At 74.2% G+C, this 19,598-nt stretch carries 15 protein-coding genes; 3 read left to right on the top strand and 12 right to left on the bottom strand.

Annotated elements, in window-relative coordinates:
- Positions 1–15: 15 nt before the first annotated feature.
- Genes ABZS58_RS36265 through eccD form a run of 4 tightly spaced genes read right to left on the bottom strand, consistent with a single transcriptional unit; the run spans position 16 to position 3,479 of the window.
- Positions 16–312, bottom strand: coding sequence for a WXG100 family type VII secretion target (locus tag ABZS58_RS36265; RefSeq protein ID WP_354787802.1), 297 nt, complete (start codon positions 310–312; stop codon positions 16–18).
- 22 nt (positions 313–334) lie between these two features.
- Entirely contained in the window at positions 335–634 is a 300-nt protein-coding gene (locus tag ABZS58_RS36270) for a hypothetical protein (RefSeq protein ID WP_354787804.1), read from the bottom strand.
- Between the two features lie 53 nt (positions 635–687).
- Entirely contained in the window at positions 688–2,079 is a 1,392-nt protein-coding gene (gene eccB / locus ABZS58_RS36275) for a type VII secretion protein EccB (protein WP_354787806.1), read from the bottom strand.
- Positions 2,080–2,084: 5 nt separating this feature from the next.
- A complete protein-coding gene (eccD, locus tag ABZS58_RS36280) occupies positions 2,085–3,479 on the bottom strand; it encodes a type VII secretion integral membrane protein EccD (protein WP_354787807.1) in 1,395 nt (464 codons plus the stop codon).
- 142 nt (positions 3,480–3,621) lie between these two features.
- On the opposite strand from eccD, the gene eccCa reads away from it, so the two are divergent.
- A complete protein-coding gene (eccCa, locus tag ABZS58_RS36285) occupies positions 3,622–7,608 on the top strand; it encodes a type VII secretion protein EccCa (RefSeq protein WP_354787809.1) in 3,987 nt (1,328 codons plus the stop codon).
- Here eccCa and ABZS58_RS36290 read toward each other — a convergent pair.
- Complete coding sequence (locus ABZS58_RS36290; RefSeq protein WP_354787811.1) at positions 7,586–8,746, bottom strand: S8 family serine peptidase; 1,161 nt, start codon at positions 8,744–8,746, stop codon at positions 7,586–7,588. The genes eccCa and ABZS58_RS36290 overlap by 23 nt on opposite strands.
- Before the next feature lie 138 nt (positions 8,747–8,884).
- On the opposite strand from ABZS58_RS36290, the gene ABZS58_RS36295 reads away from it, so the two are divergent.
- Positions 8,885–9,862 (top strand): hypothetical protein, encoded by a 978-nt coding sequence (locus tag ABZS58_RS36295; RefSeq protein ID WP_354787812.1) that lies wholly within the window; start codon positions 8,885–8,887, stop codon positions 9,860–9,862.
- The gene (locus ABZS58_RS36300) at positions 9,859–11,973 is read left to right on the top strand and encodes a hypothetical protein (RefSeq protein ID WP_354787813.1); all 2,115 of its coding nucleotides are present in this window, start codon (positions 9,859–9,861) and stop codon (positions 11,971–11,973) included. Before ABZS58_RS36295 ends, ABZS58_RS36300 begins: the two co-directional genes overlap by 4 nt.
- Here ABZS58_RS36300 and ABZS58_RS36305 read toward each other — a convergent pair.
- The 7 genes from ABZS58_RS36305 to ABZS58_RS36335 are packed head-to-tail and all read right to left on the bottom strand — an operon-like array spanning position 11,964 to position 19,587.
- Positions 11,964–12,581, bottom strand: a complete 618-nt coding sequence (locus ABZS58_RS36305) for an ATP/GTP-binding protein (RefSeq protein WP_354787814.1) — start codon at positions 12,579–12,581, stop codon at positions 11,964–11,966. The two genes, ABZS58_RS36300 and ABZS58_RS36305, sit on opposite strands and share 10 nt — an antisense overlap.
- Positions 12,559–12,951, bottom strand: a complete 393-nt coding sequence (locus ABZS58_RS36310; RefSeq protein WP_354787815.1) for a DUF742 domain-containing protein — start codon at positions 12,949–12,951, stop codon at positions 12,559–12,561. The genes ABZS58_RS36305 and ABZS58_RS36310 overlap by 23 nt, the downstream gene beginning before the upstream one ends.
- 2 nt (positions 12,952–12,953) lie before the next feature.
- Entirely contained in the window at positions 12,954–13,388 is a 435-nt protein-coding gene (locus tag ABZS58_RS36315) for a roadblock/LC7 domain-containing protein (protein WP_354787816.1), read from the bottom strand.
- Positions 13,385–15,901: a nitrate- and nitrite sensing domain-containing protein gene (locus ABZS58_RS36320; RefSeq protein WP_354787818.1), complete on the bottom strand. Its 2,517-nt coding sequence runs from the start codon at positions 15,899–15,901 to the stop codon at positions 13,385–13,387. Before ABZS58_RS36320 ends, ABZS58_RS36315 begins: the two co-directional genes overlap by 4 nt.
- The gene (locus tag ABZS58_RS36325; RefSeq protein ID WP_354787820.1) at positions 15,891–17,030 is read right to left on the bottom strand and encodes a hypothetical protein; all 1,140 of its coding nucleotides are present in this window, start codon (positions 17,028–17,030) and stop codon (positions 15,891–15,893) included. The genes ABZS58_RS36320 and ABZS58_RS36325 overlap by 11 nt, the downstream gene beginning before the upstream one ends.
- The gene (locus ABZS58_RS36330) at positions 17,027–18,316 is read right to left on the bottom strand and encodes an ammonium transporter (RefSeq protein WP_354787821.1); all 1,290 of its coding nucleotides are present in this window, start codon (positions 18,314–18,316) and stop codon (positions 17,027–17,029) included. Before ABZS58_RS36330 ends, ABZS58_RS36325 begins: the two co-directional genes overlap by 4 nt.
- Before the next feature lie 14 nt (positions 18,317–18,330).
- Positions 18,331–19,587 (bottom strand): hypothetical protein, encoded by a 1,257-nt coding sequence (locus tag ABZS58_RS36335; RefSeq protein WP_354787823.1) that lies wholly within the window; start codon positions 19,585–19,587, stop codon positions 18,331–18,333.
- Between the last annotated feature and the right edge of the window lie 11 nt (positions 19,588–19,598).

The following is a 19,598-nucleotide window of genomic DNA, read 5'->3' on the forward strand; positions in this document are numbered from 1 at the left end:
GTTCCTCCTGGCGGGCTAGACGTTGCCTTCGAACAGCGCGGCGCCCTGCGTGTCGGCGACGTGGTAGTTGTCGCGGATGTTGTCGATCGCGGCGGCGCCGCGGTCGAGCGCGTTCTGCATCGTGGTCAGGCCGCCGTTCCAGGTTGTCTGCGCGGCGCTGTACGACGACGCCGCGCCACCGGCGTTGGCGGCGATGAACTGGTTGACGTACCCGTTGAGGTCGTCGAGCGCGGTCTCGATCGACCTGGTGACGCCGCGCAGTTCCATACCCGAGTCGAGCAGTCCGTTCGGGTCGAGGGCGTAGGTTGCCATGGGGTGTCTCCTCTTCAGCCGGTCAGGCGTACCACTGGGCGTTCGTGGACGCCTCGTCCTCAGCGTTGCTCGAGATGTTCAGGTGCTGGCTCATCGCCGTCCGGAGCTGTTCGAGGCCGTCCCGGACCTGTTTCACGCCGGTGATCCAGTCGGCGAGCGAGGTGCGGTAGCGGTTGGCGGCCTCCCCGCTCCACTGCACCGACGCGCTGACCGCGTCGACCGCCTGCATCGCGGCGTTGACGTCGGCCATGGTGACCTCGAAGGCGTTGAGCGTGGCGCGGATGGTGGCATCGTCGACGGTGTTCGACATGGGTGTGGTCATGGATGTTCACCTTTCTCGTGCGTGGCGGAATGCTGTGCCGATCCTCAGTGGCGTCACCTCCTCGCCGCCGTCAGGTCCAGCACCGGCCCGGTGGGCAGTAAGGACAACAGCGTCGCCGGCACGGTCCGGGCCGTCTCGAGGGCGTAGCCGAGGGCTGTGGCCGCGGCGGCGTCCGCGACCGGGAACTTGACGCCCGCGTCGGTGACGAGGAAGTAGCTCGTGCCGTTCGCCTGGTCGGCGCGGCCCTGGTGCACCAGCCCGCCGGCGCCGGGCGCGACCAGCACGGCGGACGCGGTCTGCTCGGTCCGTTCGACGTCCTGCGGGTCGCCGTCCACGGTGACGGCCGGCGCCGCGAGCACGGTCACCACCGCCGGCCCGTCCGGGGTGAGGCGCTGCACGCACCACGTCCGTGCGGTCGGCAGCGCCGCCAGCGCGGGGGGCCGTTGCGGCAGCCCGGCCGGGATCGGCTGCTGCTTCGACACCGGCAGCTGCGCCAGGGCACCGGCGGTGAGCTCCACCGGCAGGGCCGGCGAGTCCGGATATGCCGCCGCGGTGTTCGCATCGCCGAGCACCAGCGCGACCCCGGTCGCGCCGACCGGGCTCAGGCCGTCGCGGAGCAGCAGGAAGTAGCGGTCGGCGGTGCCGACGACCCGGGCGACGAAGACCTGCCCGACCCGGGTCGGCCGGCCGTCGACGACCGGACCTGCCTCGCCCCGCCCGGCGACGGCGACCGGGGCGACGTCCGGGCCGGGCGGCACCTGGTTGAGCCAGTTCGCCGCGACCTGCGGTGCCGAGCCGTAGCCGAGCACCCGCGGGATCCACGGTTTCGTCAGCGCGAACCGGCGGCCGTTCCAGACCAGGAAGACCTGGCCACCGGGCGCGGTCACGGTGAACCCGCTGTCGTCGCCGACCGGTGTGCCGCCGCCGCCCCGGGTGAGGGCCAGCAGCGTCCCGGCCCGTGCCGCGCCGGTCCGGTCGGTCCCGCCGAGCGCGCACACGGTCCACACGACCCCGGCGAGCCCGGCCGCGGCGGGCGGCGAGTCGGGCGCGCCGACGATGCCGATCGGCATGCCCCGCGGCACCGAGCGCAGCGACGCCGCGGACACCGTCACCATCGCCGGCCGCTTGCCGAAGATCAGGGCCGCGGACGTGTAGTTGTACACCGGCCGTAGCTGCCCGCCGACGAGTACGAAGCGCCCGCCGGACTCCTTCTCCACGATGAGTGTCTCCGGCTGCTGCCACCGTTTCGCGCCGCCGGGTTTGAGGAAGCCGAACACGACGAACCCGCCGACGACCAGGCAGCCGATCAGCAGCCCGGCGACCATGCCGGTGAGGACCCGCCGGTGCGGGTTCTCCAGGGCCTCCGGCTCGGCCATGACGAGAGCGGCGGTGAGCCTGCCCAGCATGTACGACTGGGCCTGTACCTGGTCACGCCTGGACTGCACCGCGATCAGCCGCCGATGCCGCGGGCGGAGCCGTAGACGTCCAGCACGGCGAGGAAAACCGGCAGGATCGCGGTCGCGGCGAGGGTCTGCAGCAGGTCACCGGCGCGGCCCCAGTACGGCGTCATCCGCCGCCCCGGCACGACCCTGGCGATGAGGAGGAACAGGGCGGCGCCGAGCGGCACGCCGAGCGCCGCCACGGCGAGCCGGGTCAGCGGGGTGCCGGCCGCCGCGTACGACACGGCGACCGCGATCGCACCGGCAGCCGCGGGCAGCAGCTGGGCGAGCCGATGCCAGCCGCTCGTCATCGGCCGGGCGGCCAGGCAGCGCACCGCGGCGATCAGCCCCGCCAGTGTCGCCGGTGCCCACCCCGGTGCCGCGCCGACGATCACGACCGCCACCGCCGCCGGTGCCGCCAGGCCCGCGTACAGCGCGCTCATCAGCCGGTCGGCGGCCGCGGCCCGGGGCAGCAGCGACGTGCTCGGGATCGGGTCGAGCTCTTCCTGCAGATGCTCCGGCTGGGTCGGCAGCGGCGCGAGCCGCAGCCCGGCGAACCGGAATGCCAGCATCGGCACGATCATCGAGGCGAGGGTGACCGCCACGAGCAGTGCGGCGGCGGCCTCCACCATGGACAGCCCGGCGAACGCGCCCAGCGCTGACCCGCCCGTGCTCAGCAGCCCGGCGACGATCACTGCGGGCAGCATCGGGCGGGCGGCGACCGTCAGCGCGGCGATGCTGGCGGTGGCCAGGATCGCCACCGACCCGGTGAACAGCGCCGGCGCGTCCAGACGTAGACCCACCACCCCCGTGCGCGGGTCCGCGGCGAGGAGCCCGGCGAGCCCGGCGTAGCCGACCGCGGCCCCGGTGAAGACGACCCCGAACGCCCTGTCGTGCAGGGCGTGCGTGGCGACGATCGCCCCGGCGAACCAGACGAGCGCGAGGACCCCTGCGGCCAGCCCGCGGACGGCGGCCTCACCGGGCAGGGCGAGCACGGCGACGCCGGCGGCGAGCACCACGACCGCCGCCGTCAGCGCCGTCCACCGGGTCAGCGCCGGTCGCCAGCGCCCGGACCGCTCAGTGACCCCGGAGGCGATGCCGTCGATCAGGTCGTCGAAGTCGACCGGCGGGATCTGCTCCGAGTGCGGCCGCAGGTGGACCACGTCGCCGTCCCGCAGCCCCAGCGTCGCCACGGTCGCGCCCTGGTCGAACGGGGGTGCGCCGAGCCGCTGCAGCACCCACCCGCCGTGCAGCAGCCCGGACTCGACGAGGTTCTCGCCCAGGTGCTCGACCAGGACCGGCAGCAGGTCGGACACGACCACATGGGCCGGAACCGCCACCTCGACCTGGCGGGCCGGCCCGCAGATGGTGAGGCGGCACATCTCGCCGGTGGCCGCGACAGTCATGGACATCACAACGCATGGACACGGCCCGGGTTCACGCCCTACCGAAAAAATCTTCGCGGCCCGGTGATCCCGATGCCCCCGGCCGCACGTTGTAGTCGGCGCCGGTGCCCTGCCGGTGCACGGCCGGTCTTGGAGGTGAACGGTGAGCACCGTCGTGTTCCGCCGCCCGGCGCGGCGGACCGGGCCCGAACTGCCCACGGGCCAGGTCAGCCTTCAGGAACCACCGGTGCTGCCCGAGGTCACCCCCGGTGGCCTGCGCAGCGTCATGACGATCCTGCCGATGATGCTGATGTCCGGCGTCATGGTGATGATGTTCCTCGGCGGCCGCCGAGGCGTGCTCACCTGGGTCATGGTCGGCATGATGGGCGCCGCCATGCTCGGCATGATCGTCGGTCAGCTCGCGGTCAGCGCCGGGGAACGCAAGCACCGCGTGGGCGGTGACCGCCGCGACTACCTGCGCTACCTGTCGCAGCAGCGCAAACGCATCCGCCGCTCCATCGACCAGCAGCGGGAGGCGACCGCCTGGCGGCACCCCCAACCGTCCGCGCTGTGGTCGGTGGCACTCACCACCCGCCGCTGGGAACGTCGGCCCAGCCATCCCGACTTCCTCGAGATCCGGGTCGGCACCGGCCGGCAGCTGCTCGCCACCCGGATGGCGCCGCTGCAGACGAAACCGATCGAGGACCTGGAGCCGCTGTCGGCGAAGTCGCTGCGGCGGTTCATCAACGCGTACACCACCGTCGCCGACCTGCCCGTGGCGCTGTTTCTGCCGGGCTTCCACCAGATCCGGATCACCGGCGACGTCGGGCGCCGCCGATCACTCGCCCGGGCACTCGTCGCGCAGGTCGCGACGTTCCACGCCCCCGAGGAGGTGATGATCGCGCTGTGCCTGTCCGAGGACGCCACCGCGGACTGGGAGTGGATCAAATGGTTCCCGCACGTGCAGCACCCGACCGAACACGACGCCGCCGGACCCGCCCGGCTCGCCGCGGACAGCATGGACGCCGTCGAGCGCCTCCTCGGCCAGGCGTTCCTGGCCAGGCCCCGCTGGGAACAGGGCGCGACCGCGAGCCGCGACGAACCGTTCGTCCTGGTCATCTGCGACGACGGCCGGATACCCGCCGGGTCCCGGATGCTGTCGGGCGGCTACCGCAACGCCGTCCTCGTCGACCTCGGCACACCCCCTTCGACGGTGCCGCGCGGCCTGCTGTGGGCCGACCTCGGCGAGTCCGGGCTGGAACAGGTCAAGCACGACCAGATCGGCCGGGAGGTCCGTTCGAACCTGGCCCGGCCTGACGAGCTGGCGGTCGCGGAGGCCCGGACCGTCGCGCGGATCCTGTCGCCGTACCGGCTGAGCATCACCACCGAACCGGCGGCCGAAGCGCTCAACAGCGACTTCGACCTCGGTACGCTGCTCGGCGTCCCCGACCTCAGCAGCCTCGACCTGACCCGGGCCTGGGCGACCCGGCCCCAGGCGGGCCGGCTGCGCATCCCGATCGGCGTCGACGCCGACGGCGAACCCGTCGAGCTCGACATCAAGGAGTCCGCGCTCGGCGGCATGGGACCGCACGGCATGCTCATCGGCGCCACCGGCTCCGGCAAGAGCGAACTGCTGCGCACCATCGTGCTCGGCCTGGCGATGACCCACTCCTCGGAGATCCTCAACTTCGTCCTCGTCGACTTCAAGGGCGGCGCCACGTTCCTCGGCCTCGACCAGCTCCCGCACACCTCTGCGGTCATCACCAACCTCGCCGACGAGGCCGCCCTCGTCGGCCGGATGCGCGACGCCCTGCACGGCGAGCTCGTCCGCCGCCAGGAGCTGCTGCGCCAGGCCGGTGGCTTCACCTCCGTGCTCGAATACGAGCGGGCCCGCGCGCAGGGCCGGCAGCTCGACGCCCTGCCGACGCTGTTCGTCGTCGTCGACGAGTTCAGCGAGCTGCTCACCACCCACCGTGACTTCATCGACCTCTTCGTCATGATCGGCCGGCTCGGCCGGTCCCTTGCCGTGCACCTGCTGCTGGCCAGCCAGCGCCTCGACGACGGCCGGATCGCCGCGCTGGAGACCCATCTGTCGTACCGGATCGGTCTGCGCACCTTCTCCGCCATCGAGTCCCGCACCGCCATCGGCGTGCCCGACGCCCACGAACTGCCGTCCCAGCCGGGCCACGGATACCTGCGGGCCGATGTGTCGTCACTGATCCGCTTCAAGGCCGCCTACGTCTCCGGACCGTACCGGCCCAAACGGGAACGGCTCGACCCGGCGGTCGTGCAGGGGCAGGTCGTCGCGTACCGGCTGGGGCACACCCCGTTCCGCGGCACGGACGCGACGGCGCCGCGGGAGCTGCCCGTGCCGGATGAGGCGGCTGACCCGGCCGACGCCGTGGACCAGCGCACGCCGAGTGTCCTGCAGGTCGTCGCCGCGCAGCTCGTCGACGGCGGGCCGCCCGCGCACCAGGTGTGGCTGCCGCCGCTGCACCGCCCACCCACATTGGACCAGCTGCTGCCCGCGCTCGCCCCTGACCCGGAGGCCGGCCTGCGGGCCGTCGGCTGGCCCGACAACAGTGCCCTCGCGGTGCCGGTCGGCTTCGTCGACAAACCGTTCGAACAGGCCCGCGAACTGCTCGTCGCCGACCTGTCCGGCATCGGCGGCCACCTCGGCATCGCCGGTGGCCCACAGAGCGGCAAGTCGACCCTGTTGCGGACCCTCATCTGCGCCCTCGCGCTCACGCACAGCCCGCGCGAGGTCCAGTTCTACTGCCTCGACTTCGGCGGCGGCACGCTCGGCGCGATCAGCGGCCTGCCGCACGTCGGCAGCGTCGCCGGCCGCCTCGACGCCGACCGGGTCATCCGGACCGTGGCTGAGGTGAGTGCCCTGATCGCCGACCGGGAACGCCGGTTCGCGGCCGAGGGCGTCGACAGCATGGCGGCGTACCGGGCCCGCCGCGCCGCCGGGCTCGTCGACGACCCGTACGGCGACGTGTTCCTCGTCGTCGACGGCTGGTTCACGCTGCGTCAGGAGTTCGAGGCCGCGGACGCCGCGATCCGGCAGGTCGTCGCCCGCGGCCTCAACTTCGGCGTCCATCTGCTGCTCACCACCGCCCGCTGGTCCGAGGTCCACCATGGCATGCGCGACCAGATCGGCACCCGTCTCGAGTTGCGCCTCGGCGACCCGGTCGACTCGGCGATCGACCTGCGGGCCGCGGCCACCGTCCCGCACCTGCCGGGCCGCGGCCTCACCGCGCAGAAGACCCACTTCCTCAGCGCGCTGCCCCGCATCGACGGCATCCCCGACGCGGCCACCGTCGCCGACGGCTCCAGAGCCCTCGCCACCGCCGTCCGCGACTTCTGGGACGGCGCCCACGCACCCGGCGTACGGACCCTGCCCGCTGTCCTGCCCGCCCGTGACCTGCCAGGCGCCGAAGGGGACCTGCGGCTGCCGATCGGCATCGACGAGGAGCGGCTGCAGCCCGTCTGGCACGACTTCGAGGAGCTGCCCCACCTGACCGTCCTCGGCGACGCGCAGAGCGGCAAGACGAGCCTGCTGCGGTACGTCGCCGGCGCGCTGGTCAATCGTTACGCCCCGAATGAGGTGCGGCTGATGATGGTCGACTTCCGGCGTTCCCTGTTCGACGGGGTGCCCGAGGCGTACCGGCTCGGCTACTCGGTCTCGGTCGACTCGGCGAAGGCGACCGTCGCCCAGGCCATCGACGGGCTCAAACGACGCATGCCGGGCACCGACGTCACCCCTGAACAGCTGCGCGCCCGCGATTGGTGGACCGGCCCGCGGCTCTACCTCATCGTCGACGACTACGACATGCTCGGCGGGCACGAGAGCCCGATGCTGCCGCTCATCCCGTACCTGGCGCAGGGCACCGACATCGGCTTCCACGTCGTGCTGACCCGGGCCGCCGCCGGCGCGATGCGGATGTCGATGGACCCGTTCATCCGCCGCCTGCAGGAGACCAACAGCCCGGACGTGGTGCTGTCCTGCCCGCCCGGCGAAGGCCCGCTGCTGGGCAACACCAAACCGAAGATCCTGCCGCCCGGGCGGGCGATGCTGTGCACCCGTCGCGGCAGCCGGACGATCCAGACACCGTACGTCGAACCTATCCTCTCCGGGCTCGCCTGACCCACAGCAGCACCGCGACCAGCAGCGCCACGAAGGCGACGGCGGCGGACACCAGCCGGGCCCGCGCGGCCGCCGGGTCCGCCGGTGGTGCCGTCGCCACTGAGACGGGGGCCGCGTCGAGCCGTACGGTCCGCGCCGCCTGACCTGGTTCGAGTGTTGAGACCGCCGCGTACGCGTCGACCGTCCCGGCCACCGCGTGCGGTGGCCGTTCGGCCGTGACGACCAGCCGCTGCGCCACCTCCGCCGCCCTCAGTTCCGGCTGGTACGCGCGGACCAGCGCGGCCGCACCAGCGGCGTACGCGGCGGCGATCGCCGACCCGCCGACCGTGTACTGGCCGTCGCCGGACGGGCCGGGCACGACCGCGTTCACCCCCGGCGCGAGCACGTCAGGTTCGCTGCCCTTGCCGGAGAGGGTGGTCGCCTGGCCGTCCGCGCCGACCCCGCCCACCGCGAGGACCTCCGGGTACGCGGCCGGGTACCACACCGGCGGTGGCTGCCCCGCGAACGCGGACGACCCGTCGTTGACCGGTGCGACGACGAGCACGTCCCGGCCGGTCGCCCGGGCGACCGCACCGCGCAGCGCGGCGCTGTCGGTCACGTCGCCGGTGCCGAGCAGGACGACGTCCGCGCCGGCGTCGACGGCGGCGTTGATGCCGTCGACGATGGCCTTCGTGGTCACCTTCCGCTGCGCGTCGATGATGCGGACCGGCAGCACCGTTGCCTCCGGCGCCATCCCGACCACCCCTGTGCCGGCGACCGGGCGGGCGGCCACGATCGCGGCGAGTGCGGTGCCGCGGCCCAGACAGTCCGACTGTCCGGAGCCGCCCGTGACGACGTCCGGGCCGGCCGCGACCGCGCCGCCCAGCCCGGCGGCTCCGCCGCTGACACCCGAGTCGAGGATCGCGACGACGACACCGCTGCCCCGGCTCAGCGGCCACGTCTGGTACGGCGCCATCCGCGCGACCGGCCATGACATCCGTCCGCTGTCCCGTACCGGCGAAGGACCGACACAACCGTTGGACGTGGAGGGAAGGGCGGGCGGTGCGTCGTCGGCCGCGGCGGGGACGGTGCTCAACCCGGCCGTGAGGCCCACCGCGACGCAGACGGCTCCGGCGCGGGCACAGAGTCGGCGGGTCATAGCACGACGCTCTCCCGGGGCCGGCCGCCGAGACATCGTTGAATCCAGTGATTTCTTCGCCGGTACGTGAACTTTCCCGGCCCGCCGTACGAAGTAGGGGGTGCGAGATGCCGGAGATTTGGTACGGGAGGCGGAAGGTTGACGGTTGCCGCGTTCCATCAGGTGCTGCTGCGCCTGGCCGGGCGGGTGCCCGACGAACTGCTGTGCGCCGCGCGTGACCAGCTTGTCCGAGTGGGACCGGACGCGGTGGCGGCGATGCTCGGCTACGCGGCCGAGACGCTGCGGCTGCCGCTCACCGACGCTGACGCTGTGTTGCTACGGGACTTTGTGTCGCCCGTCGTACGGCAGGGTGCCCGGCCCGGGATCCTGCCGGTCGTGTTCAGCGCCGCCCCGCCGCCGGGGTTCGCGGACGGGCCGGACGATGCTGATCAGGCCTGCGCCGAGGCGGTCGAGCTGGAGTCCGAAGGCACGGCGCGCGGGGTGTGGCGGGTGTGGCGGTCGCCGGACCGGGCTGCTGGGTGGCCGCCGCCGAAGCGGGTGTTCCTGGTCCAGGCCGCGGCGGACGGGGAGCTGCTCGCCCTGACCGCGGCCCGGCTGCAGGAGGTCCTCACCCACGCCGATGAGCGAGACCCGCAGGTGGAGGTGTTCGCCGAGGCCTCGCGGCTGCCGCCGTACCAGCGGGCGGCTCTCGCGGTCGCCGAACTGATCTGGGGCTCCTCCGGGGGGACCGATCCTGTCCGCCCGCGGGTGGCGCGGCTGCTGGATCCGGGGGTGCAGCCCGGTTTCGCGGCCGGCCGGGAGCGGCTGGACGGGCCGGAGCGCGACGAGGTCCTTGCCTTCCTGGCCGGTGGCAGCCCGGTGCTCGCCACCGAGGCCCTCATGGACGACGTGCTCGGCGGCGGGCACGGGGTGGTGCCGATGAGCTGCCGGTCGGACGGTGCGTGGGTCTGGTCGGACGGCACCGCCCACTACCTGCGTGCGCACGGGCTGGCGCCGGAAGCCGAGTTCCTGCGGCACATCCGGGCCGCCGGGTACCGGGCCGATCCGATCGACGCCGTCGCGACGCACGAGGCGGTCGCCGCCGTCACGTCGGCGGGAGCGGGGGAGCCGTGGTGACGGCGGCGGCCCGGGCCGGCCGGGTGCGGTCTCGGCCGGCGGGCGTGCGGGTCGAGGCGCTCCCCGGTGCGGTGCTGCTGCGGTCCGGCAACGGCGCCGCCGGGGCGTTGCGGGCGGTGACGTCGGTGCTCGGCCGGGCCCACCTGGAGACGGTCGTCGTGACCGCGCCGGAGGTCACTGCCCGCGACGACCTCTTCGACGTGGTCCTCTCCGCCGTCGCCGAACTCGACCGGGTCGGGAACGAGGTCAGGCTCGTCCTGCTCGGCCCGGGACCGGACCAGGCCGCGCGGCAGGCCGGTGTCCGGCGGATCGCGCGGGACCTCGGCCTGCGGGCCATCGGCTCGCTCGGGCCGGTCACCGTCGCCTCCGACGGCACCTGCGTCTCGGTGGCGGACCCCGGCGCCGACGGCGGCCGGTGGCTGCCGGGGTGGTACGGGTTCGGCACCGGCACCGGCGACTTCGACGAACCACCGTGGTCGCCGCGGCCGCGCTGGCCGGTGCCGTCGACGGCGTGGACGGGGCCGGGACTGGTCGCGCATCCCGTGCCGGCGGGGCTGTGGCTGCTGCCGCCGGGCCTGCGGCCCGGGCGGGCCGGGGTGGTCGGGACCCTGCCGCGGGAGCCGGACGCCGCGACCGTCTTCGCCGGCGGGTGCCGGCGTGCCGTGCCGGTCGAGGCACTGCTGCGGGCGGTGGAAGGGCTCCGGCCCGACCCGGCGTCGCGTCTGGTGCTGCTGCCCGAGGCCCTCTCGACGGGTCCGTCACCGGGCCGTCTCGACGCCCTGCCGATGCGGCTGCGATCTGCCGTTCCCGTGCTCAGCCGGACGGGCTGGCGGCTGGCTCCGGTCCTGGCCGATGGTGGTGTGGCACCGGTCGACGCGGTCGCTGAGGTCGCTGAGGTCCCAATGGTCGCAGCGGTGTCCGCGGCCGGTGAGGATCCGATCGGGCCGCCGGGTACGCCGTCGGGGCCGTACACGAGCGGGCGACGCGCCGTCGCCGGACGTGTCACGGCCGCCGGTTGGTCCTTTGTGGACGGCGCGGATGCGCTCGGCGCGATGCCGGCCGTAGCGGGTGCGGTCGTCGAGGTCTCCGTCGGTCGGAAGGGTTTTCTGGTAGGCGGTTCGGCGATCGGCGCCGAGGACTTCGTCGATCTGCTCCTGGCCGTCCTCGGACCCGGTGAGCAACCCCTGGTGATCACGGGACCCGGGCACGCGCGGCAGCCGGCGGTCCTGGAACGGCTGGCGACCGCGTGGGGATCGACCGTCTACGCGTCGGCCGGTCCGCTGGCCTTGACCGCGACCGGGGTGCTGCTCGCCGGAGCGGGGTTCGACGCGTACCGGCCCGGTGTGCCGTCCGAGCCGGTGGGGCCGGTGCTGCCGGTCGGTTGTGCCACCGCCGGGCTGGCGGACCTGGCGACGCGTTCGACACCGCCCCGTGCTGGGAGGTCCGAGGTCGTGACCGCGTCAACGGCGGCCCGGGCAGGCTTCGGCGGCGTTGCCCGGCGGCTCGGTGGCGCACTCGCCGCAGTGGTCCGGTCCGCGCCCGGCAAGACGGTCAGGGAAACCGCTCCGGTGCAGGCCGGGCCCACTGAGCCCATTGAGCCCACTGAGCCCACTGAGGAATCCGCTGCGGATGGGCCCGTCAGCCAGGCCGAACCGCTGGCCGGCGGCGATGAGGCTGCCGAGGTCCTGGCTGATCTCGGGGGGCTGCCGGTCGTGTTCGGGCCCGTGTACGCGTCGGCCGCCGCTCGCACCGGGTCCTACGTCGCGGGGCAGGAGGTCACCGCGGCGGGGGCCGTCGAGGCGCGGCTCGTCCCGGAGGTCAACCCGGCCGCCGAGGTCGAGTACGTCATCTGGTCCATGGTGGGCCGCCGCCTCGACGGCACCGGCCATACCGGTGCGGCCGTCGCGGTCTTCGCGCCCGGCAGCCGGTTCCAGGTGCTCGGCGTCGAACCGGCGGACGGGCGGTCGCGGGTGTACCTCGTGGATCTGGGCGCCGGGCGGAGCGGCAGCGACGAGGAACTGCTGGCGCGGTTGCGGGTCAGCGTTGTCGTGACCACTGACGTGCCGATGATCGCGCCGATCGGGGGCCGGGAGTTCACGCGTCAGGGCTGAGCCGCCTCGGCCTTCGTCACGGTCAGGGCCCGGTGCAGCAGGACGAGCAGCGCATCGCGGACCGAGCGGGGATCCCGGGCGTCGAACGTGATCAGCGGGGTGGTGTCGTTGATCGCGAGGGCCCAGCGTACGTCGTCGAGGTTGTGGGGCAGCCGGCCGTCGAACAGGTTGACGGCCACGGCGAACGGGATGCCTGCCTGCTCGAAGTAGTCGACGGACGGATAGCAGTCGTCGAGACGGCGGACGTCGACGATGACGAGTGCGCCGAGCGCGCCGGTCGTCAGGTCGTTCCACATGAAGCCGAAGCGGTCCTGGCCGGGCGTGCCGAACAGGTACAGCTTGATCTCCTCGTCGATGGTGATGCAGCCGAAGTCCAGGGCCACGGTCGTGGTGACCTTCGCCGGGACGTGGCCGGTCCGGTCGATCGCGGCGGCCACCTCGGTCATCGCGGCCTCGGTGGTCAGCACCGGGATCTCGGAGACCGCGGCGACCGTGGTCGTCTTGCCGACCCCGAAGCCGCCCGCGATGACGATCTTCACGGGCAGCGGAGGCCGCCGGCCGGGTGGTGTCTGCCCGCTGGGGATGTCAGTGGATGGCTTGAAGCCCACGGATGACCCTCTCGATGATGGCGACGTTGCGGTGCGGGGCATGGTCCGGGCGGCGGGCGGCCAGGTGCCCGCAGGCGACGAGGTCGCCGACGAGCACCCGGGCCACGCCGAGGTGCAGGCCGAGCCGGGCGGCGACCTCGGCGACCGCCAGGGGCCGGCGGCACAGCAGGACGATCTCGCGCTGCTCGTACCGGTGGCGGTCCAGGGCGTCCTCACCCGCGGCCGTGGTCAGGACCTGCGCCTCGATCTCCAGCACGGCGTCGGGACGGGCCCGCCCGCCGGTGAGCAGATACGGCCGCACCGCCGACGCGGCCGGTCGCCCGGTGCCGGGATCGTGACGAGGGCCGTGGCGGGAGTCAGGGTGGGTCATCGTCAGTACCCGACGTTGCTCTTGAGCTCCTCGATGAGGCCCGGCGTCAGGACCGCACCGGCACGGTTGGCGAACATGGCCATCTCGTAGGCGAGCTGGCCGAGGTTCGCCGACTTCGCCGCGAGGACACCCAGCACGGCGCCCACGCTGATCGCGCTGACCAGCAGGTAGCCGCGGCTCAGGTCGATGATCACCTTGTTGGGCGCGCCGAGGTCGAACACCTGTGAGGCGCCATTGGCCAGGCTGATGATCGCCGACGTGATCGCCGCCATCCGGTCCGCGTCGGCCCGCTCCAGCGAGTTGGTCGTCGCGATGAGCAGCCCGTCCGACGAGACCGCGATCGCGTCGGCGACGAGCGGGGTGTTGGTGGCGAACTGATCGAGCAGCCAGTTGAACTGCTCCGCCTCGGCGCTGACATGCTGCATCGGTACGGTCATCGCTGCCCCTTCCGGTCCGTTGGTTCGAGTTCAGTGAGGCTGTACGCGGCGTGGGCGAGCCCTGCGACGAATCCGTCCAGGGCGGCCCGCTCCGATTCGGGATCCCGCTGCGGTCCCGCGTCCGCGGCGGCGCCTTGAGCAGCGGCGCCGGGCGCAGCGGCGGCCCGGGGGTTCGGTCGCGCGGAGGCGGACAGGTGCGCGCCGGGAGTCCGCCGGGTGAGACCGTGCGGCGCCGTCCGGGATTCGGTGGCCGGCCGAGGCGCGGGGACCGGGCCCCCGGCCGCGGCGCGTTCGGCGCCTTGCGTGAACGCGGCCAGCTGGGCTGCCTCGGTCTCCGCATCACGGAACTCGGCAGGCGCGTCCCGGTCGGCGGTCGTTCGAGCTGTCGGCGAGGTCTCGAAGGCCGACGCGAACCTGCCCGGAGTACGCCTGTGCAGCCCGTTTCGGGAGACAGGTCGTCCGTCCTCGGCTGCGGCAGGCGCCGTTGCGACCACGACAGGATGGCCGTTCGTCTTCTCCTGCCCGGCGAACCAGCCGAACGAGTCGTCCAGCGTGGCCGCCCACCGCCGCACGGCCGGCGACGCAGCCGCCGACCCGTTCGCTGATCCGTTTGCCGGCTGCGCGTCGTGGGCCGCCCCCGGCGGGTTCGCCGATCCGTTCGCGGGACCGGCCGGCAGGTCGGCTGACAGGCTGCGGGGCACGGTGTACAGGCGCGGCGGGATCAGGACCGTGGCCGTGACACCCTGTGTCGGCGTCGGCGCCAGTAGCACCGTCAACCCGTGCCGGCGTGCCAGCCGCCCCACCACGAAGAGCCCGAGCACGTCGGTCGGTGCCACGTCGAGGCGTGGCCGCTCCACCAGGCGCCGGTTCTCCTCCTCCATCCGCGTCGCGGGCATGCCGATCCCGGCGTCCGCGACCGTGATCCGGCACCCGTCGCTGAGGTCGGCGACCACCTCCACGAACGCGCCGGGTGGTGAGAAGGCCGTCGCGTTCTCCAGCAGTTCGGCGAGCAGCAGCCGCAGGTCGGCGACGAGCTCCGCGGCGATCAGCACGTCGGTGACCCGGCCCAGCCGCACGGCCTGGAAGCCTTCGATCTCCGCGGTGCCGGCCCGGATCACGGTGGCGAGCGGGGTCGGGGAGAGCAGTTCCCCGTCGCGGTCGCCGGAGACCACCAGGAGCGAGTCGGCGCTGCGCCGCAGGCGGGTGGTCACATGGTCGAGCCGGTACAGCCGTTCCAGCACCCCGCTGTCCTGCTCGTCGCGTTCCATGTCGTCGATCAGGCCGAGCTGCCGGCTCACCAGGCCCTGGGTCCGGCGGGCGATGCCGGCGAACATGGCGGCCACGTTGCGGCGCGTGCTGACCTGCCGCTCCAGCAGCAGGGCGGCGGTCGCCTGGACCCGGTTGATGGCGGCGGCCAGCTCACCGATCTCGTCCTGGCCATGGATGTTGACCGCCGCGAAGCGGGTCGGCCGGGACACCGCCTCGTCGGCGTCGTCGACGCGGACCAGTTCGGCGCCGGCGATGTCGGCGACCGCGGCGGCGGCCCGGGTCAACCGTCGCAGCGGCGCCGCGATGGACCGGCTCAGCCGCACCGACAGGCCGACGACGACGGCGAGCATGAGGGCGGCGCCGAGCCCGACTCCCAGCGCGGTGGTCCGGGCGTCCGATTCCCGGCGGTCCGCGGCCCGGGCGACGTCCGCCGCGATCCGGTCCTCGACGGTCTGCCGCAACGCCCCGTACGCGTCGGCCACACCGAGCACGGTCACCGCGTCGGCGGCGTCCTTGCCGCTGAGCAGGTCGGTGAGGGCCGTGAACCGCTGCCCGGACGGGCCACGCTCCACGGCGTCGAGCAACGCCACCTGCCGGTCGTCGGCGAGCTGCCGGAACCGGTCGCGTTGCTGCCGCTCGGCCGCGACGGCCGCGGCGAGTGCGGGCGCACCGGCGGCGCGGTCGGCGGCGGCGACCAGCAGGGCGGCGGCGACGTCACCGGCGGCCTGGTCGGCGCGCAGCAATGCGTCCAGGGTCCACAGCTGCCGCAGCCCGGCCGCGTCGACCCCGTCCTGGGCGGTCAGGTGCAGCGCGCCGAGCAGGGCCAGGATCGTGTCGCGGTAGGCGTCGGACACCGCATCCGGGTCGGCCTCGCGGGACAGCACCGCCTGCCGCTGCGAGTCGAGCCCGTCGACCCGGTCGAGGGCCATGGCGAGGTCGGTCGCCGGTCCACCGGCGCGGATGCGGGCCACGCCGTCGTCGACCAGCTGCTGCCGGGCGAGCACCGCGGACCGGTCCGTCGCCGGCAGGACCAGGTAGGCGAGGGCGACCACCCGCTCCTGCTGCAGGTCCTGTGCCAGGCCGCCGACCTGCCGGGCCTGCCGGGCGGACCGCGCGGTGACCGCCGCGGCCCGCGCGTCGTCGACCCGTTCGACGGTGAAGGGCACGATCGTGCACACCACCACCGACAGCGGCAGGACCAGCAGCAGGCTGAGCTTCTGGCGGATCCCGAGGTCATCGAGCACCGTCGTGCTCCCTGGGTCGTGGCCGCACCGCCCGGCCGACGTGCACCAGTTCCTCGGCGCCGAGCAGGTCCCGGGCGTCGATCAGGCTGATCTGCGGCGCCTCCGGCTCGGTCCCGCCCGCGTCGCCGCCCGCGTCGTCGTCGGCCGCGTGGGAGCGCCGGCCGGGGGCGAACAGCCACAGCAGGACGAGGGCGCCGGCAGGCACGGTCGCAGCGCCGCCCATCACCAGCCGCTGCTGCCGCACGAGCCCGGCCTGGCGGTCCGCGAGCAGCGTGTCGAGCCGGTCCCAGATCGCGGCGGCGAGACCGGCCGCGGCCCGGCCGACCCTGGCGGCGGCGTCGGCCGACCCGGCCGGTGTCACCTGCCCGCTCAGGTCGCGGACGAGCGCGGGCGGGGTCAGCGTGTCGACGGCGGTCTGGAAGGCGTCCTGTTGGCCGGTGAGGTCGGTGCCGGTCGACAGGAGGGTGGTGTTCTGCGCGCTCTTGCGCAACCCGGTGCTGATCGCGGCCACGGCGACGGCCACCTCGTACCGGGCGACGGCGACCGCGGCGGCCCGTTCATCCGCGTCGCCGGAGGCTGCGGCGCCGGTGCCGGGCGGCAGCGCGACGAGGTCCGCGACGCGGGCGGCGCCGGACATCACGGCGGGCAGCCGCAGCCCGGCGTCCGTCAGGTAGTACACGTCGAGCTCGGCGTCCAGGACGAGGTGCGACGCGTCGCCGACCTGCGTGGCGAGTTCGGTCGCGAGGCCCGCCGCGTCACGCAGGTCCTGGTAGCCGCCCGGTCCGCCGGTCAGCGCGCCGATCCGCCGCCGCAGCTCCGACCAGCGGGGGCCGGTGCCCAGCAGCGCACCGTGCGCGGTGTCGGCGGCGGCCACCTCGGCGGCCGCCGCGTGCAGCGGACCGGCGTCGAGCGGCTCGCCTCGCGCCGCACCGGACCCGGCCGTGGTCAGCGCCCCGACGAGGGCGGTCAGCGGCTCCAGGTAGGCGACCCCGGCCCGCTCCGCGGCGACGAGGCCACGCTGGCGGGACAGCTGCGACCACGAGCTGGACAGTCCGGCGCCGAGCACGGCGCTCATCACCGCCACGGTGAGGACCGCCGCGGCGGCCCGCGACCTCGGGTGGGCGTTCACCGGGCCTGCACCGCCGTCCGCCCGTCCTGGGTGTCCTGTACTGCCGGGATGTCGCTGCCGGCCAGGTCGTACGCGGCCTCCCCGTGCTCGGAGAGGTCCAGCCCGGCGGCCTCGGCCCGGCCGGTGACCCGGTTGCCCAGTAACCGGTTGAGCACGCCGCAGATGAGCAGGGTCAGCAGCAGCGAGTACGCGACGACCACCGCCGCCGGCACGACCTGCCGGACCAGCTGGTGGTACCCGCCGCCGTAGAACAGACCGGTCGCCCCGGCCGCGTTGACGGACTTCGTCGCGAACAGCCCGACGCAGATCGCGCCGATGACCCCGCCGCCGAGGTGAACGGCGGCGACGTCGAGCGAGTCGTCCACCTTGAACCACACCTTCACACCGACCAGCAGATGGCACAGCAGACCCGCGACGGCCCCGATCGCGAGCGCACCGCCCGGCGCGACGTAACCCGCCGCCGGCGTGATCGCGACCAGTCCCGCCACCACCCCTGAGGCCGCGCCAAGGCCGGTCGTCTTGCCGTACCGCACCCGTTCGGTGAAGGCCCATGCCATCAGCCCGGCCGACGCGGAGACCATCGTGTTCACGGCGGCCGTGCCGGCGAGCTGGTCGGCGCCGTACGCCGAGCCGCCGTTGAACCCGATCCAGCCGAACCACAGCAGCGCCAGGCCCGTCATCACCATCGGCAGGCTGTGCGGGCGGCTCGTTTCGGCGGGCCAGCCACGCCGCCTTCCGAGCGCGACCGCGACCGCGATGGCGGCGGCACCGGCGTTCGCGTGCACCACCGTCCCACCGGCGAAGTCGAGGGCACCCCACCGCGCGGCCCACCCCTGCGGGGCGAAGACCCAGTGCGCGACCGGCGCGTACACCAGGACCGACCACACCGCGACGAACGCGCAGAACGGCCCGAACCGCCACCGTTCCGCGGCACTGCCGGTGACCAGCGCCGGGGTGATCGCGGCGAACATCAGCTGGAACAGGGCGAACACCATGAGCGGCAGGTGCGGCGCCGACTCCGCCCGCCCGGCCGGGTCGTTGAGACCGAGCCAGCGCAGGTCGCCGAGGTACTCGTTCCCGGGCGCGAACGCGATCGTGAAGCCGACCGTGACCCAGGTGACGGTCACGATGGCGAGGGTGGCGACGTTCTGCACGATGATGCCGATGACGTTGGTGCGCCGGACCATGCCGCCGTAGAAGAACGCGACGCCGGGCGTCATCAGCAGCACCAGCGCGGCACTCGCCAGTACCCACGCGGTGGCGGCGGCGTCGGTGTCACTGGGCATCTGCTACCTCCGTGTCAATGTCTGGCCCTGGTACGTGCCGCGGCCGCCACGAGTTCATCCCCGGCCGGAGAATCCGTCGTCCGGCCCATCCGGATCGCCCGATCGGCTGATCTGACCCTGGTGAGCGCTTGCCTCGCCGTCGCATCGGCCGCCGCAGCGGTTCGGGCCAGCCACGCCTCGGCCTCGGCCAGCTGGTCCGCCAGGCCGGCGCGCAAGCCCGCGGCGTGCCGGAGCTCGGCGCGTAGCTGGGCGGCGTGATCGAGCGTGGCCCGCAGACCCCAACCGGTGACCTGGCTGGTGACGTGTCCGGCCTGGTCGCCGTTGATGCGCTGGTTCAGACCGGCCAGGGCGTCGTCGTAGCGGCCCCAGGCACGCAGCAGCTCCTCACGCAGCGAACTCGCCCTGGGCCGGCCACTCAGGGCGCCGAGCGCGCCGAGGAACCGCCGGCAGCCGGCGATCAGCTCCGGATACCCGTCATGAAGCCCGTCCAGCGCGGCCCGGAACTCGACCCCGACGGGCTGCCCGACCAGCGGCGGCGGCGCGGGCGACGGTCTGGCCGGCGGCTGTGGTCCGAACTGTGGTCGCAGCGTTGGTTCGGGCGGTGGCGGGGTGGGCTCGCCGTATCCCGCGATGAGCTGGTCGAGCCGGTCCCGGAGCCCGGTCGTGCGGGACAGCCGGTCATCCAGCGCCGCCACCGCCCCCGGATCCCGCCCGTCAGCGGCGACCGCCCACTGCACGGCGAGCGCCCGTTCCGCCGTCAGGTACGCGGCGTACCCGGCAGCCAGTGGCGCGAGGCCCCGCACCCGGCATCGGTCGGCGGCGGGCAGCGCGGCCATCGCACGGGCGACCGCCCACCGCAGCTCCGGCTCGCCGCGGTGCAACAGCCGCCAGCGGGCCAGCACGGTGGCCAGGGTGACGTCCTGCGGCGGGCCGGTCACCGGTTCGGCCGCCTCCGCGGCCTCGAGCTGCTCCCGCAGCCGGATCCGCGCGTCGGACAGGTCCGCGGCGACCCGCATGACCCGCTCCGGCGGCTGCCCGGTCCGGTCGGTCCGGTCGGCGGGGTGCAGGAGCCCGCCCGTCCCGGGTTCGTAGCGGGCGTCGGTCAGCGCGCGGTGGAACGCGGTCCACGCGTCGGCCAGGCCCAGCGCCTCGTCCGGACGGATCCGCGACATCGCCGCCCGGTACCGGCGCTGCAGGTCGGGCACCTGGTCGAACAGCTCCCGCAGCGCGCGGACCAGCCGGACGGTCGGATCCGCAGGCGACGATGTCATGGCCGTGGCCC

The sequence above is a fragment of the Dactylosporangium sp. NPDC005555 genome (assembly GCF_040605635.1).
Lineage (GTDB): Bacteria > Actinomycetota > Actinomycetes > Mycobacteriales > Micromonosporaceae > Dactylosporangium.

What these genes read in the sequence shown, in the direction of transcription:
- ABZS58_RS36270 (WP_354787804.1), bottom strand. Translation starts at nt 634, where the DNA reads ATGACCACACCCATGTCGAACACCGTCGACGATGCCACCATCCGCGCC.
- ABZS58_RS36310 (WP_354787815.1), bottom strand. Translation starts at nt 12,951, where the DNA reads ATGACCCACCCTGACTCCCGCCACGGCCCTCGTCACGATCCCGGCACC.
- ABZS58_RS36335 (WP_354787823.1), bottom strand. Translation starts at nt 19,587, where the DNA reads ATGACATCGTCGCCTGCGGATCCGACCGTCCGGCTGGTCCGCGCGCTG.
- ABZS58_RS36290 (WP_354787811.1), bottom strand. Translation starts at nt 8,746, where the DNA reads ATGACCCGCCGACTCTGTGCCCGCGCCGGAGCCGTCTGCGTCGCGGTG.
- ABZS58_RS36265 (WP_354787802.1), bottom strand. Translation starts at nt 312, where the DNA reads ATGGCAACCTACGCCCTCGACCCGAACGGACTGCTCGACTCGGGTATG.
- ABZS58_RS36315 (WP_354787816.1), bottom strand. Translation starts at nt 13,388, where the DNA reads ATGACCGTACCGATGCAGCATGTCAGCGCCGAGGCGGAGCAGTTCAAC.
- eccD (WP_354787807.1), bottom strand. Translation starts at nt 3,479, where the DNA reads ATGACTGTCGCGGCCACCGGCGAGATGTGCCGCCTCACCATCTGCGGG.
- ABZS58_RS36330 (WP_354787821.1), bottom strand. Translation starts at nt 18,316, where the DNA reads ATGCCCAGTGACACCGACGCCGCCGCCACCGCGTGGGTACTGGCGAGT.